Consider the following 14,441-nt stretch of genomic DNA (forward strand, 5'->3'; position numbering starts at 1 on the left):
ATAAAAAAACTCCTTAATTTCTTAAGGAGTTTCTTCGTGGGCGATGAGGGGTTCGAACCCCCGACCACTTCCGATGAAAAATCGGAATGCTCTGAACCAGCTGAGCTAATCTTTACTTTTGATTAATTCTTGGAGTTTAATCCTGCTTTTCCAAGATTTAATCTGCAATTCTCTTTTATGTGCAAGTTCCTTGGTTTCATAATTTTCGGTATAAACTACTTTCCAATCATTTACGCTTCCTGTAAAACCTTTACTCTTTTGATTGTGTCTAATAAGCCTTTCTTCTAAATTAGAAGTATAGCCAATATAGAACTTATTCTTGCTTTCGCTAAATAGGATATAAACAATAAAATTCATAAAAGTATATAAAAGAAAAAACTCCAAAATCATAAGACTTTGGAGTTTTTGGAATTCTGTGGGCGATGAGGGGTTCGAACCCCCGACCCCCTCGGTGTAAACGAGGTGCTCTGAACCAGCTGAGCTAATCGCCCTATTTTACTAGGTTGCAATCTTTAAGATTGTGTGTGCAAATATACACTTAGAATTTGTATTTACAAGTCTTTTTATAAAAAACTTAGTGGGCGATGAGGGGTTCGAACCCCCGACCCCCTCGGTGTAAACGAGGTGCTCTGAACCAGCTGAGCTAATCGCCCTATTTTACTAGGTTGCTATCATTTTGTGATTGCGAGTGCAAATGTACAGTTAGATTTTGTATTTGCAAGTATTTTTGAGGAAAAATTTAAAAGTAATTTCGAAAAAATATTTAGAACTCTATTTTTGAGCTGATTAAAAAATGAAAAAAAAACACCCCTTTTCTTAATTTTAGTTAAAAATGGCAAACTCAAAAGGGAAATTAGAATATTCTTTTGTATTGACTTGCTATAATCATACCTTTGTCGTACTTTAATTGTAAACTCCAATGGCAAGATTTCAAGAAAATGATTTACCGAAAGCTAAATTAGACTCTAACTCGCTTCAAAAAGCACTCCGAATTTTTAAATACGCCAAAAATCACAAATGGAAATTTTTCCTAGGCTTGATTTTCCTTTTATTAACTAGCGCCACTGCCCTTGCCTTTCCTAAATTAATGGGAATGCTAGTAGATTGCGTCACTAATAAAGATTTAGACAAGGCAAATGAAATTGCGCTTGCATTAATGGGAATTCTGACTTTACAAGCAATTTTCTCTTTTTTCAGAATTTCGCTTTTTGTTAATTTTACCGAGAATTCACTATCAAACATCCGTTTTGCATTATATGAGAATTTGGTAAAACTACCAATGTCGTTTTATTCGCAAAAACGTGTCGGAGAATTAAATAGCCGAATCAGTGCAGATATTTCACAACTTCAAGACACTTTTACAACAACAATTGCTGAATTTCTTCGTCAATTTATCTTAATTATTGGTGGATTTGTAATTCTAGGAAGTATCAGTCCAAAACTGACTTTAATGATGTTGGCTATTGTTCCGGTTGTAGCTGTCGTCGCCGTAGTTTTTGGAAGATTCATTCGTAAATACGGAAAGAAAACACAAGATAAAGTTGCCGAGAGCCAGGTAATTGTTGAAGAAACATTGCAGGGAATTAGCAATGTTAAGGCTTTTGCCAACGAATGGTATGAAATTCAGCGCTATAAAAACAAAATCAAAGAAATTGTAAAAATCGCTATCAAAGGCGGACAATACAGAGGATATTTTGCTTCATTTATCATTTTATGTCTTTTTGGATGTGTAGTTGCCGTGGTTTGGTACGGAATTACTTTGACAATCAAAGGAGAAGTAGAAGGCGTTGGAGATTTGATTTCTTTTGTTCTTTACACCACTTTTATTGGAGCATCTTTTGGAGGAATTGCCGAAATGTATGCTCAAATTCAAAAAGCGGTTGGCGCAACAGAACGCGTTTTTGAATTATTAGAAGAAACTCCAGAGGAAATCAATGCAAATCCACATGCATCGACTATAGAAAAAATCAAAGGAAATGTGGCTTTTAAAAATGTTGCTTTCCATTATCCATCACGAAAAGAAGTTCAGGTTTTAAAAGATGTAAATTTCGAAGCCGGATTTGGCCAAAAAATTGCAATTGTTGGTCCGAGTGGTGCTGGAAAATCGACTATTTCGTCCTTATTGTTGCGTTTTTACGATATTACAGCCGGTGAAATTTTAATTGATGGAAAAGACATTCACGATTATGATCTAGAAAACCTTCGAGGCAATATGAGTATTGTTCCTCAAGACGTGATTTTATTTGGAGGGACAATTAGAGAAAATATAGCTTACGGAAAACCCGATGCTACAAATGAAGAAATTGTTGCGGTACGCAAAACAAGCAAATGCTTTTAATTTTATAGAAGGTTTTCCAGAAAAATTTGAGACTTTGGTGGGAGAACGCGACGTGAAGCTGTCAGGCGGACAACGCCAGCGTATTGCAATTGCAAGAGCTTTGCTTAAAAACCCTAGTATTTTGATTTTAGACGAAGCAACATCTTCTTTAGATAGCGAAAGTGAAAAACTAGTTCAAGAAGCTCTAGAAGTTTTAATGGAAGGAAGAACAAGCATCATCATCGCGCACCGACTTTCAACTATTAGAAACGCAGATAAAATTCTAGTTTTAGATAACGGAAAAATCTCCGAAGAAGGAACGCACCAAGAACTAATAAATCTTGAAAACGGAATTTACAAAAACTTAAGCAATTTGCAGTTTAGCAACTCATAAATAAAAATTCTAATTCCAAATTTGGAAAAAGATATAAGAGCAAACCCGACAGGTTTTAAAAACCTGTCGGGTTTTCATTTATGCATAAACACGATAAACCGCACTGAAGTCCAACCTGACAATATAAATCGAGCCAAAGGCTCTTAAGCAGTTCCGAAGGAACAAACCATATTGTAGAGCTGGACTTCAGTCCAGTTTACACAAAGAATAACAAAAAAAGCTCCAATTATAAATTGGAGCTTTTTTTGTTATAATGAGCGCCGCAAACTGACACAGAAAACTGCGAACTATTTTCCTTTTCTTCTATTGCGTTCCGCTTTAATCATCGATAATTCGCGACTAGTTTGTCCAGCTACAGAAGTATTTTCTTCAGCACGACGAATTAAGTACGGCATAACATCTTTAACAGGCCCAAATGGCAAGTATTTCGCAACATTGTATCCGTTTTCAGCTAAGTTGTAGCTAATGTTATCGCTCATTCCGTATAATTGCCCAAACCAAATTCTATTGTCGTTTTTAGCAATTCCTTTTTGATCCATCATTTCCATTAATTTGTATGAGCTCAATTCGTTGTGAGTCCCAGCAAAAATAGCCATTGTATCTAAATGCTCTAGCATATAATGTACAGCAACATCATAGTTTACGTCAGTTGCTTCTTTAGAAACACAAATTGGTGAAACATAACCTTTTTCTTCGGCTCTTTTGTGTTCTTTTTCCATATAAGCACCACGAACCAATTTCATTCCGATAAAGAAGCCTTCTGTTTTTGCAATGTCATGTAATTTTTTCAAATAATCTAAACGATCCCAACGGTACATTTGTAATGTGTTAAATACAATTGCTTTTTCTTTATTGTATTTGCGCATCATATCCGTTACTAAGTCATCAGCGACATCTTGCATCCAGCTTTCTTCACCGTCAATTAGCAATGCCACATCTTTTTTATGCGCTTCACTACATATTTTATCAAAACGAGCTACTACTCTATTCCATTCTTCTTGCTCAGCTGGAGACAAAGTTTGTTTTTCACCTAATTTTTCGTACAATTCAAAACGTCCTAAACCAGTTGGTTTGAAAACAGCGAAAGGAATCGCCAAACGTTCTTTTGCAAATTCTACTGTTCTTAATGTCATTTCCAAAGCGAGCATCAAACTGCTCCTCTTCTTCTTTTCCTTCAACAGAATAATCCAAAACAGATGAAACACCTTTAGTAAACATTTTGTCAACAACTGTAAGACAGTCATTTTCATTTACACCACCACAAAAATGATCAAAAACAGTTGCGCGAATAAGTCCTTCTACCGGAAGATGCGCTTTGATAGCAAAATTAGTAACAGCAGTTCCAATCCTAACAAGTGGCTCACTATCAATCATTTTAAAAAGAAAGTAAGCTCTGTCTAGTTCTGTATCACTCTTTAGCGAAAATGCAACTTGAGTGTTATCGAATATTTTTTCCATTAAGTTTAATTTTTATGCAAAGATATAGAGTGTTTTGAATATTGTTTACAAAACAGCATTATAATTTTGCATATTTTTAGTTAAAGTTACCATTTGGAGCAAAAGTTTAAAGAATTAAGAATATTAGCACACAATCCGTGTAACGTAGCTTGATACATAAATTATGGAATAAAATCTGGTGTTTATCCAACAAATTAGAATCAAAGTTTGAATATTATTTGTTAAAAAATGCCTTATTTTGCGGTTTCAATTAACTTGCAAATTATGAAATCTATTCAAGCCAATAATTATTTCGTTCATTTCAACCAAAATGCCTACGAAGCTTTAAATAAACATTTAAAAGAAAATAAATACTCCAATATATTTATAATCGTAGATGATCAAACAAATGAATATTGTTTGCCTAAATTCATTCCTCTTTTGGAAACAGATTTAGCAATTGAAATCATAGAATTTGAAGCTGGTGAAGCCAATAAAAACATTGAAACTTGTATCGAGATCTGGAATATACTGACCGAACTTGGAGCTGACAGAAAAACACTTATTATTAATGTAGGCGGCGGCGTTGTTACTGATTTAGGAGGTTTTGTTGCTTCTACTTTTAAAAGAGGCGTAGATTTTATAAATGTACCAACTACTTTATTATCTATGGTTGATGCTTCTGTTGGAGGAAAAACAGGAGTTGACTTAGGAAATCTTAAAAATCAAATTGGAGTCATCAATGTACCTCAAATGGTTTTAATTGATACAGCATATTTAGAGACTTTGCCACAAAGTGAAATGCGTTCTGGTTTAGCAGAAATGCTGAAACACGGTTTAATATACGATGCACCGTACTGGAGACAGTTTTCAGATCTAAAATCAATTGTTTTTGACGAATTGGATCAATTGATTTATCGTTCTGTAGAAATTAAAAATGAAATTGTTGTTCAGGATCCAACCGAGAAAAATATTCGTAAAGCTTTAAACTTTGGACACACATTAGGACATGCTATTGAAGGCTACTTTTTAGAGAGTGAGGAAAAACTACCTTATTGCATGGAGAAGCCATTGCAGTTGGAATGATTTTAGAAAGTTATATCTCGCTTCAAAAAGGTTTGATTTCTCAAGAAGAATATAGAGAAATAAAAGCAATAATTAAAGGTATTTATGATGATGTGATTTTTGAAGAAAATGACATTGATCCGATATTAGAATTGCTTATTCACGACAAAAAAATGAATACGGATTAATTCAATTTGCATTAATTGAAGGAATCGGGAAAATAAAAATTAACCAATCTGTTGAAAATAAATTAATTCTAGAAGCGTTTCAGGATTATAAATCTTAATTTTTTTTAATCAAAAGGATTGCTTTAGGTATATATTATTTTTTACATTTGCCTCGATGAAAACAAACAGAAAACAAAGACATTTCAGCTCTTACAGAAACAGACTCAACAGTTCTTTATTAAGAATGCTGAACCGTTTTTATAATAGTAAAAGTCCGTTTTGTTTTGATGTTTTCTTATGTTCAAAAGCCGAGCACGAAAAACTGCCGATTATTTTTGCCAATATTAGAGTTTGAATTTTAGATTTAGCGCCGTTTTTACTAAATTTAAATACAAATTAAAATATTGAAAATTAAATGAATACAAAATATTCTGATCTAATAAACCAAACATACTATTTTCCGCAAGAGGAATTTAAACTAAATAAGGACAATCTTCAGTTTCATAATATCGATTTGATGAAGCTTGTTGAACAATATGGTACACCTTTAAAGTTTACTTATTTACCTCAAATTTCTGAAAACATCAACAAGGCAAAATCTTGGTTCAGAAAAGCAATGGAAAAGAATAAATACGAAGCAAAATATTACTATTGCTATTGTACAAAAAGTTCTCATTTTGAATATATTATGAATGAAGCTTTTAAAAATAACATTCATATTGAAACTTCGTCTGCATTTGACGTAAATATTGTTGAGAATTTGTTGGAAAACGGAAAAATCAACAAAAGCACATATGTTATTTGCAATGGTTTTAAAAGAGACGAATACATTACAAATATTGCAAGATTAATCAATAACGGACATAAAAACACTATTCCGATTATTGATAATTATGAAGAACTTGATCTGCTTCAAGGCGAAATCAAAGGAAAATTTAAAATTGGAATTCGTATCGTCGCTGAGGAAGAGCCTAAATTTGAATTTTATACTTCAAGATTAGGAATTGGTTATAAAAACATAGTTTCGTTCTATAAAAAACAAATCCAGGAAAATGACAAATTAGAGCTTAAAATGCTTCACTTTTTCATTAATACTGGAATTAATGATACTTCATATTATTGGAATGAGTTAGTAAAATGTATCAAAGTATACATTGCACTAAAAAAGGAATGCCCTACTCTAGATGGCTTGAACATTGGTGGTGGTTTCCCGATCAAAAACTCACTTGCTTTTGAATATGATTATCAATATATGATTGATGAAATCATCAATCAAATTAAAATTGCTTGTGAAGAAGCTGAAGTTGATGTTCCAAATATTTTTACAGAATTTGGTTCGTTCACAGTTGGCGAAAGCGGTGGCGCTATTTATCAGATTTTGTATCAAAAACAACAAAATGATAGAGAAAAATGGAATATGATCGATTCATCGTTCATAACTACTTTGCCGGATACTTGGGCAATAAATAAACGTTTTATCATGCTGGCAATCAATCGCTGGAATGATACTTACGAGCGGGTTTTATTAGGTGGACTGACTTGCGATAGTGACGATTATTACAATTCAGAACAAAATATGAACGCCATTTATTTGCCTAAATACAACAAAGAAAAGCCATTGTATATTGGTTTCTTTAATACTGGTGCGTATCAAGAAACAATTGGTGGATATGGAGGTTTGCACCACTGCTTAATTCCCCAGCCTAAGCATATTCTAATAGACCGTGATGAAAACGGTATTTTAGCAACCGAAGTGTTTTCAGAGCAACAAACTTCTGATGATGTATTGAAGATTTTAGGATACAAGAAAAAAATGTAAAAAAACAACTGCAAATTAAATGTTAATATTTTAAAAATGCTTAATTTGCATACAACACAGAAGGTTAAAATCTTTAATTCAAAAAAAAACAAAAAAAGAGGAAATGAAAGGACCAATCAGTCAGTTTATTGAAAAACATTATTTGCACTTTAATTCTGCTTCTCTTGTAGATGCGGCTAAAGAATACGAGCAACAATTAGCAAATGGTGCTAAAATGCTTGTAAGTATGGCTGGAGCTATGAGTACAGCAGAAATTGGTAAAATTTTCGCTGAAATAATTAGACAAGATAAAGTACAAATTATTTCATGTACTGGAGCCAATCTAGAAGAAGACATCATGAATTTAGTAGCTCACTCTCATTATGAAAGAGTTCCTAACTATCGTGATTTGACACCAGAAGACGAATGGGCATTGCTTGAAAGAGGATTAAATCGTGTTACTGATACATGTATCCCTGAGCATGAAGCTTTCAGACGTTTGCAAAAGCATATTTATAAAATTTGGAAAGATGCAGATGACAAGGGAGAGCGTTATTTCCCGCATGAATTCATGTACAAAATGTTGTTGTCTGGAGTTCTTGAAGAATATTATGAAATCGACTTAAAAGACAGCTGGATGTATGCGGTACGCCGAAAAAAATCTTCCTATAATCGTTCCAGGATGGGAAGACAGTACAATGGGAAATATTTTTGCTTCTTATGTAATCAAAGGTGATTTAAAAGCATCAACAATGAAATCAGGCATCGAATACATGACTTTTCTTGCTGATTGGTATTCAAAAAATAGCGATAACGGAATCGGATTTTTCCAAATTGGTGGTGGTATTGCGGGAGATTTCCCAATCTGCGTTGTGCCAATGTTGTACCAAGATATGGAAATGCATGATGTTCCTTTCTGGAGCTATTTCTGCCAAATTTCTGATTCAACAACTAGTTATGGATCATACTCTGGAGCAGTGCCAAATGAGAAAATCACTTGGGGTAAATTAGATATCAAAACTCCGAAATTTATTATTGAATCGGATGCTACAATTGTTGCTCCACTTATTTTTGCATATTTATTAGATTTATAGGATATTTTTATGAAAAGAATTATAGTAGACTACGCCAAATTGACCAATGAAATTTTAAACCTTTTGGTTGAAAAATTCCCTGACGGTTATGACGATTCGGATGTAATCCGTTTCAGAAACGCTAAAAACGAATTAGTAGAAGCTGTTGAAGTTCGCACCGAAGACACTATTTATTTAGTAAAAATCAGTACTAAACTTGCTGACAGAATCGAAAATTATGATGAAGATGACGATATGGATCTTGATGTTGACACAATCGAACCAGTAAAAGGCCTTGATCTTGATGATGACGCCGCTGACGACGATGACGAGGATGACAATATTGATAAGCCAGATTCTGATGGTGGCGATGATGACGATGATGATGAAGATAGAGATAGTGATGATATCGCCGACGATGACGATGAAGACGATGAAGATTAATTATTTGTTTAAATAATAAAATTAAGGAACTCCAAATGAGTTCCTTTTTTTATGAAATTTGATTAACAATCAAAATTATATAATTATAAGAAAAATACTATATTTATATTTTTCTATTTAAAATGTAAATATTTGCCATATATGAATTCAGAACTGTCGCATGCCAAACTAAAAGAAAATTTTGGATTTGAAAAATTCAGACCCAATCAGGAAACTATCATTAGTACTGTTTTATCTGGTCAGGACACATTAGCCATCATGCCGACCGGAGGCGGAAAATCGATATGTTTTCAATTACCCGCTTTAGTACTGCCTGGAATAACAATTGTTATTTCGCCATTGATCGCATTAATGAAAGATCAAGTGGACAGTTTAAAAACAAATGGAATTAATGCATGTTATATCAATAGCAGTCAATCTGCTCAAGAACAGCAATTTTATATAGACAATTTAAAAACGAATTCTTTCAAGCTGGTTTATATTGCGCCAGAAAGTTTATCATATCTAGATATTGTTTTTAATGAATTGACAATCAGTTTGATTGCTATTGATGAAGCCCATTGCATTTCTTCATGGGGACATGATTTCAGGCCGGCTTATACTAATTTGGGATATTTAAAAAACCGTTTTCCTTCTACTCCAATCCTTGCTTTGACGGCTACTGCAGACAAAGCAACTCGTACTGATATTACAAAGCGACTAAATCTAAAGAATCCAAAAACGTTTGTAGCTTCTTTCGACAGAAAAAATTTAAGTCTGGAAGTTCGTCCAGCTTTAGATCGTGTAAAACAAATTATTGATTTTATCGAAAATAAGCCAAATGAATCTGGAATAATTTATTGTTTGAGTCGAAAAACTACAGAAGAACTTGCCGAAAAATTATCTAAAAACGGAATTCAAGCAAAAGCTTATCATGCAGGTTTGGATAATGAGACTAGAGCAAAAACTCAAGATCAATTTATAAATGATGATTGCCAAGTAGTTTGTGCGACAATTGCTTTTGGAATGGGAATTGACAAATCGAATGTTCGCTGGGTCATTCATTATAATCTTCCAAAAAATATTGAAGGCTATTATCAAGAAATCGGGCGTGCCGGGCGTGATGGTTTACCAGCCGAAACTGTAATGTTCGAAAGTTATGCCGATGTAATTCAGCTTCAGAAATTTGCTTCTGAAGGATTGAACTCGGATGTGCGGCTTGCAAAATTAGATCGAATGAAGCAGTACGCAGATGCTGTAAGTTGCCGTAGAAAAATTTTGCTTTCTTATTTTGGCGAGCTTGTAACTGAGAATTGCGGAAACTGCGATATTTGTAAAAATCCACCAACTTTTTTGATGGCACGATTCTCGCGCAAAAAGCATTGTCAGCAATTACACGTTTACAAGAATCTGAACCTTTGGCTGTAATTGTAGATTTTTTAAGAGGCTCGAAAAACGCATATATCTACGAAAAAAATTATCAAACGCTAAAAACGTACGGAATTGGCGCTGACATTTCCTGGTACGACTGGAATCAATATTTGATTCAGCTTATCAATTTAGGGTATTGTGAAATTGCTTTTCATCAGCACAACAAAATCCTACTTACTTCTTTTGCTAAAAAAGTTTTATTTGAAGGTGAAAAAGTAAAGCTTACAACTGTTGTCAAGAAAGTAATTGACAAAAATGAAATCAGACAAGAAAAAGCTAAAGTGGCTAAAAATTCTCTTTTTGAAACATTGCGAAAATTACGTTATGAAATTGCAAAGGAAGAAGAAGTTCCAGCATACGTTATTTTCAGTGATGCTCGCATTAAGACAAATGGAGATTATGCGACCTATGAATGAAGATGAATTTCTTGCTGTTGAAGGAGTTGGAAAAGTAAAACTAGAAAAATATGGATCTGAATTTATAAATGCAATTATTGAATTTCAAAGAAATAAGTCGGTTGTCAAGAAAGAGAAAAAAGACAGTACTTATAAAAAAACATTGGAATTATTTGAAAACGGTATTTCTGTTGAAGAAATTGCAGAAAGAAGAAATATCAGTCAGACGACAGTAATTTCACATTTAGCAAAATTATATGTTGATGGATATAATTTGGATTTAAGCCAATTCGTTTCTGAGGAAGAAATTGAAAAAATCAAAAAAGCTCAAATAGAATTAGAAAACCCAAATGCTCTAAAGCCCTATTTTGATTATTTTGAAGAAAAAATATCGTACGATAAAATCCGATTTGGTTTAGCTTTTATAGAAAGAAACTTAAATAATCAAGCAAATCAAAAATCGTACTCTGTTGAAGAAATTCGCCAAACTCATACTGAAGCATATAAAAAATGGGATTCCACAGAAGACGTAAAACTTACAAATCTTTTTAATGAAGGCAAAAAGATTGAAGAAATAGCAAATTTGCTTGGAAGAAATAATGGTGCAATTACTTCACGATTGAAAAAACTAGAATTGAAATAATTTCTAGCTGTTTTTTATTCTGCCAAAATTGTTATTAAAAGAGAAACCCGACAGGTTTTTAAAACCTGTCGGGTTTGCTTTATCTTTAAAATTCAAAGCTTTACAAATATCTTTCTTCAAAAACTTTTTGATGGTGTTTTTGATGCCCAATAATAGCAAAACCTAAAGCACGGACTGAAATTTGAATATTCGAAGCAGTTCCTATTCTCTTAAGTTGTTCCTCAGACAAGCTTTTGTAAAATAATAAATTTGAATGCCTTAAGGCTGACAATTCAGTCAACAAATCTTGGATGCTTCGACTGTTTGCATTCGTATTCACAGCATAATCATTTTCTTCAAAACTTGGCAAAGGCGTTTTGTCATTTCTCGAAAAACGCAAAGCACGATAAGCAAAAATACGTTCACAATCTAAAATATGCTGAATGATTTCTTTGATTGTCCACTTCCCTTCCGCATAACGATAATCAAATTTGTCCATAGGAATATCTTGAACAAATCGGATAAAACTATGAAGCGAAATTTCCAACTCTTCAATCAAATTGACATTTCCTGCTTCACGGATATAAGTTGCAAATCCGCCAGAATATTCATTTTCTAATAATTGGTCTGCGTTCATGATTCTTATTTTTAAGCTGAATTTCTACTTGCATTTGTATTTCCGAAAAGCGATCTAGTCACGATTTTCTCATACACTTTGATCAAATCTTCATTTGCTTCTTTTTCTTTGTTCAATTCATTGATTCTCAACAAAGCATATTGTTGAATTGTCAGCAATGGCAACACAATGCGCTCTCTAATTTGAATTGAAGCTATACCGTCAGGATAATTTTCCATCAACGTTTTATGACCTGCAATTTTAAGCAAAAGACGTTTTGTTTCTGAAAATTCATCATAGATAATTTGCCAGAATTCGCCAAACTCAGGGTCTTTTCGCATGTAAGCTGTTAATGGCAAGAATGATTTTGCCAATGACATCATACTGTTTTCTAGCAACGTTTTAAAGAATAATGAATTGTGGTAAAGATCACTTACTTTTTCCCATTGTCCAGATTCTTCAAAATATTTCAAAGCAGAACCTACACCAAAAAATCCTGGTACATTTTGTTTTAATTGGCTCCAAGATCCAACAAACGGAATCGCTCTTAAGTCGGCAAAATCTAATGATTCTGATTTGCTTCTTTTTGATGGACGGCTTCCAATATTTGTTTTTGAGTAATATTTCAGCGTACTCATTTTTTCCAAATATGGAATAAATTTCGGATGATTTTTAAAACTCAAATATTTGTCATAACCTAAAGTTGCTAATTGTGTCAAGATTTGTGTTTCTTCAGCACTTAGCTCGTTTTCTTCTTTTTTAAATACCTGATTCGTAACTCCGGCAGTCAATAAATTCTCAATATTATAACGGCAAGAATCTAAAGTTCCAAAGTTAGAGCTAATCGTCTGGCCTTGAACAGTAATCTGGATTTCGTTGTTTTCAATTTTCGGCCCTAGAGAAGCGTAAAATTTATGTGTTTTTCCGCCACCACGTGCAGGAGGCCCGCCACGTCCGTCAAAGAAAATAGCTTTAATTCCGTATTTTCTTGAAATTTCAGTTAATGAAATTTTAGCTTGATAAATACTCCAGTTGGCCATTAAATAACCACCGTCTTTTGTTCCGTCAGAGAAACCAAGCATAATGGTTTGTTTGTTTCCTCTCGCTTGCAGATGTTTAGAGTATTCTGGATTTGTATAAAGTCGCTCCATAATAGAGTGTGCATTTTGCAAATCATCAACCGATTCGAAAAGCGGAATAATGTCAACTGTTGGATTCTCCCAATTATTCAAACGAATCATTGCAAAAGTTTCCATTACATTCAGAGCACTTTCATTGTTGCTAATGATGTAACGGTTAGCTCCTTCTTCACCATTATTTTGCTGGATTGTTTTAATCGCTTGAACAGATTCCAGCGTCGATCTAGTGATTTCGTTTTCAAAATCCGCAGGATTCAAATTTCCTTTTACTTTTGACAGAACATCAATTTTTTGATCTTCGGTCAATTCATAATAGTTCTTAGGAAAAATATCTGAAGCAGAATTCAAATAGTAATTAACTACATCTTTAAATACAGCGTTGTGAATTTTACTATTCTGACGAATATCTAAAGTAGCAAAATGGAATCCAAAAAGATTGATTTTTACTAATAACGCTTCTAATTCATCTAAATATAAAGATTGGTGTTTTTCAATTATAATAGTTCTAATTTTATTCAATTGCGCTAATAATTCTTCTAAAGTAATGAAGATTTCTCCTTTTGAATAAAACACTGAACGATAAAGTTTATGTTCAAGTTCAGCAACCAAAGTATCTACCCCTGAGAAAGTTAGCTTACGCTTTAAGTTTCTCATTTCAACATAATAGCACTTTAAAATTGAAGTACGCAAACGATCGGCAACTTTCAAAGTAATTTCTGTTGTGACAAAAGGATTTCCGTCACGGTCACCTCCAGGCCAGAAACCAAGTTTGATTAATTGATTCTGAATCGCACTTCCGTTTAAAATATTTTTCTGCAAATAATGAACAATTTCTCCAGAAGTTGCATAAAATACATTCTCCAAATACCAGATCAAACTCACGGCTTCATCATACGGATTTGGTTTTACATTTTGGATAAAAGGTGTTTTCCCTAATTGAGCCAATAATTGTTTGATCTGCGACAAATCATTCTGACGAATTGCTTCAGTCAAATCATTAATGATTCCTAAAACTGGTCCAGGATAAAACTGAGTTGGGTGCGCTGTTAGAACGGTACGAACATTAAAGTTTTCTAAAAACTCTATCAATTCTTCATCTTTTTCTTTTGCATCCGTTTTTTCTTTAATATCACGAAGAGATCCGCGCCCTTCCATATTGTTTACTTCTGGAAAAGCGGCATCTTCGATAGCATCAAATAACACGATTTGACGTTCTATATATTGAATAAATCGGAACATTAAGTCGATTTTTTCAGTCTCAGAAGCGTTATTCAGGAACTTATTTGAGAAAAAATCAAAAATCTCTTTTGGTGTTTCTTGTTTTTTGAATCCTGTCTCGCAAGTTTCTGTAAACAAAGGCAATAAAACACCTGTATTGTCAATAGAATCAAACGGCAAGGTTATAAAAACACTATTATAAATGTAGTATTTAGAGAGAACGTCTTGATTAAAACGCTCAATTTTTGGTAACGTGTACATAATTGTGTTGTAGTTGGTTGGTTAATTAGTCATAAAAAAACCCCAAGAGTAAACTTGAGGTATATTTTTATATAGCATTCAAGAA

General features: G+C 33.3%; 6 protein-coding genes, 3 tRNA genes and 5 pseudogenes. 7 read left to right on the plus strand and 7 right to left on the minus strand.

Going from position 1 to position 14,441, the window contains the following annotated elements; all coding sequences use genetic code 11:
- Nucleotides 1–37: 37 nt before the first annotated feature.
- From ACQ9BO_RS16420 to ACQ9BO_RS16435, 4 genes are all read right to left on the minus strand, one after another.
- A tRNA-Lys gene (locus ACQ9BO_RS16420) sits at nt 38–111 on the minus strand.
- On the minus strand, nt 106–390 hold the full coding sequence (locus ACQ9BO_RS16425) for a GIY-YIG nuclease family protein (RefSeq protein WP_431241603.1): 285 nt from the start codon (nt 388–390) through the stop codon (nt 106–108). Before ACQ9BO_RS16425 ends, ACQ9BO_RS16420 begins: the two co-directional genes overlap by 6 nt.
- A gap of 26 nt (nt 391–416) precedes the next feature.
- Nucleotides 417–491, minus strand: a tRNA-Val gene (locus tag ACQ9BO_RS16430).
- Nucleotides 492–578: 87 nt separating this feature from the next.
- A tRNA-Val gene (locus ACQ9BO_RS16435) sits at nt 579–653 on the minus strand.
- 266 nt (nt 654–919) lie between these two features.
- Between ACQ9BO_RS16435 and ACQ9BO_RS16440 the strand changes: the two are divergent.
- Nucleotides 920–2,711, plus strand: a pseudogene (locus ACQ9BO_RS16440) (ABC transporter ATP-binding protein).
- 287 nt (nt 2,712–2,998) lie between these two features.
- On the opposite strand, the pseudogene ACQ9BO_RS16445 reads toward ACQ9BO_RS16440, so the two are convergent.
- Nucleotides 2,999–4,169, minus strand: a pseudogene (locus ACQ9BO_RS16445) (proline dehydrogenase family protein).
- A 264-nt stretch (nt 4,170–4,433) separates the two neighbouring features.
- On the opposite strand from ACQ9BO_RS16445, the pseudogene aroB reads away from it, so the two are divergent.
- From aroB to recQ, 6 genes and pseudogenes are all read left to right on the plus strand, one after another.
- Nucleotides 4,434–5,499 (plus strand): annotated as a pseudogene (gene aroB / locus ACQ9BO_RS16450) (3-dehydroquinate synthase).
- Between the two features lie 56 nt (nt 5,500–5,555).
- On the plus strand, nt 5,556–5,735 hold the full coding sequence (locus ACQ9BO_RS16455) for a hypothetical protein (protein ID WP_026728688.1): 180 nt from the start codon (nt 5,556–5,558) through the stop codon (nt 5,733–5,735).
- A 60-nt stretch (nt 5,736–5,795) separates the two neighbouring features.
- Nucleotides 5,796–7,199 (plus strand): arginine decarboxylase, encoded by a 1,404-nt coding sequence (locus tag ACQ9BO_RS16460; RefSeq protein ID WP_431241604.1) that lies wholly within the window; start codon nt 5,796–5,798, stop codon nt 7,197–7,199.
- 103 nt (nt 7,200–7,302) lie between these two features.
- Nucleotides 7,303–8,272, plus strand: a pseudogene (locus ACQ9BO_RS16465) (deoxyhypusine synthase family protein).
- 9 nt (nt 8,273–8,281) lie between these two features.
- Entirely contained in the window at nt 8,282–8,695 is a 414-nt protein-coding gene (locus tag ACQ9BO_RS16470; protein WP_431241605.1) for a DNA primase, read from the plus strand.
- Nucleotides 8,696–8,836: 141 nt separating this feature from the next.
- Nucleotides 8,837–11,143: pseudogene (recQ, locus tag ACQ9BO_RS16475) on the plus strand (DNA helicase RecQ).
- Nucleotides 11,144–11,243: 100 nt separating this feature from the next.
- Here the strand turns inward: recQ and ACQ9BO_RS16480 are convergent.
- Nucleotides 11,244–11,759 (minus strand): DinB family protein, encoded by a 516-nt coding sequence (locus ACQ9BO_RS16480; protein WP_431241606.1) that lies wholly within the window; start codon nt 11,757–11,759, stop codon nt 11,244–11,246.
- An 11-nt stretch (nt 11,760–11,770) separates the two neighbouring features.
- On the minus strand, nt 11,771–14,356 hold the full coding sequence (locus ACQ9BO_RS16485; protein ID WP_431241607.1) for a phosphoenolpyruvate carboxylase: 2,586 nt from the start codon (nt 14,354–14,356) through the stop codon (nt 11,771–11,773).
- Nucleotides 14,357–14,441 lie beyond the last annotated feature (85 nt).

The sequence above is a fragment of the Flavobacterium sp. P21 genome, from assembly GCF_050632225.1.
Taxonomy (GTDB): Bacteria; Bacteroidota; Bacteroidia; order Flavobacteriales; family Flavobacteriaceae; genus Flavobacterium.

Excerpts from the sequence above, each read along its gene's own strand:
- ACQ9BO_RS16455 (WP_026728688.1), top strand. The coding sequence starts at position 5,556 with ATGAAAACAAACAGAAAACAAAGACATTTCAGCTCTTACAGAAACAGA.
- ACQ9BO_RS16485 (WP_431241607.1), bottom strand. The coding sequence starts at position 14,356 with ATGTACACGTTACCAAAAATTGAGCGTTTTAATCAAGACGTTCTCTCT.
- ACQ9BO_RS16480 (WP_431241606.1), bottom strand. The coding sequence starts at position 11,759 with ATGAACGCAGACCAATTATTAGAAAATGAATATTCTGGCGGATTTGCA.
- ACQ9BO_RS16425 (WP_431241603.1), bottom strand. The coding sequence starts at position 390 with ATGATTTTGGAGTTTTTTCTTTTATATACTTTTATGAATTTTATTGTT.
- ACQ9BO_RS16460 (WP_431241604.1), top strand. The coding sequence starts at position 5,796 with ATGAATACAAAATATTCTGATCTAATAAACCAAACATACTATTTTCCG.
- ACQ9BO_RS16470 (WP_431241605.1), top strand. The coding sequence starts at position 8,282 with ATGAAAAGAATTATAGTAGACTACGCCAAATTGACCAATGAAATTTTA.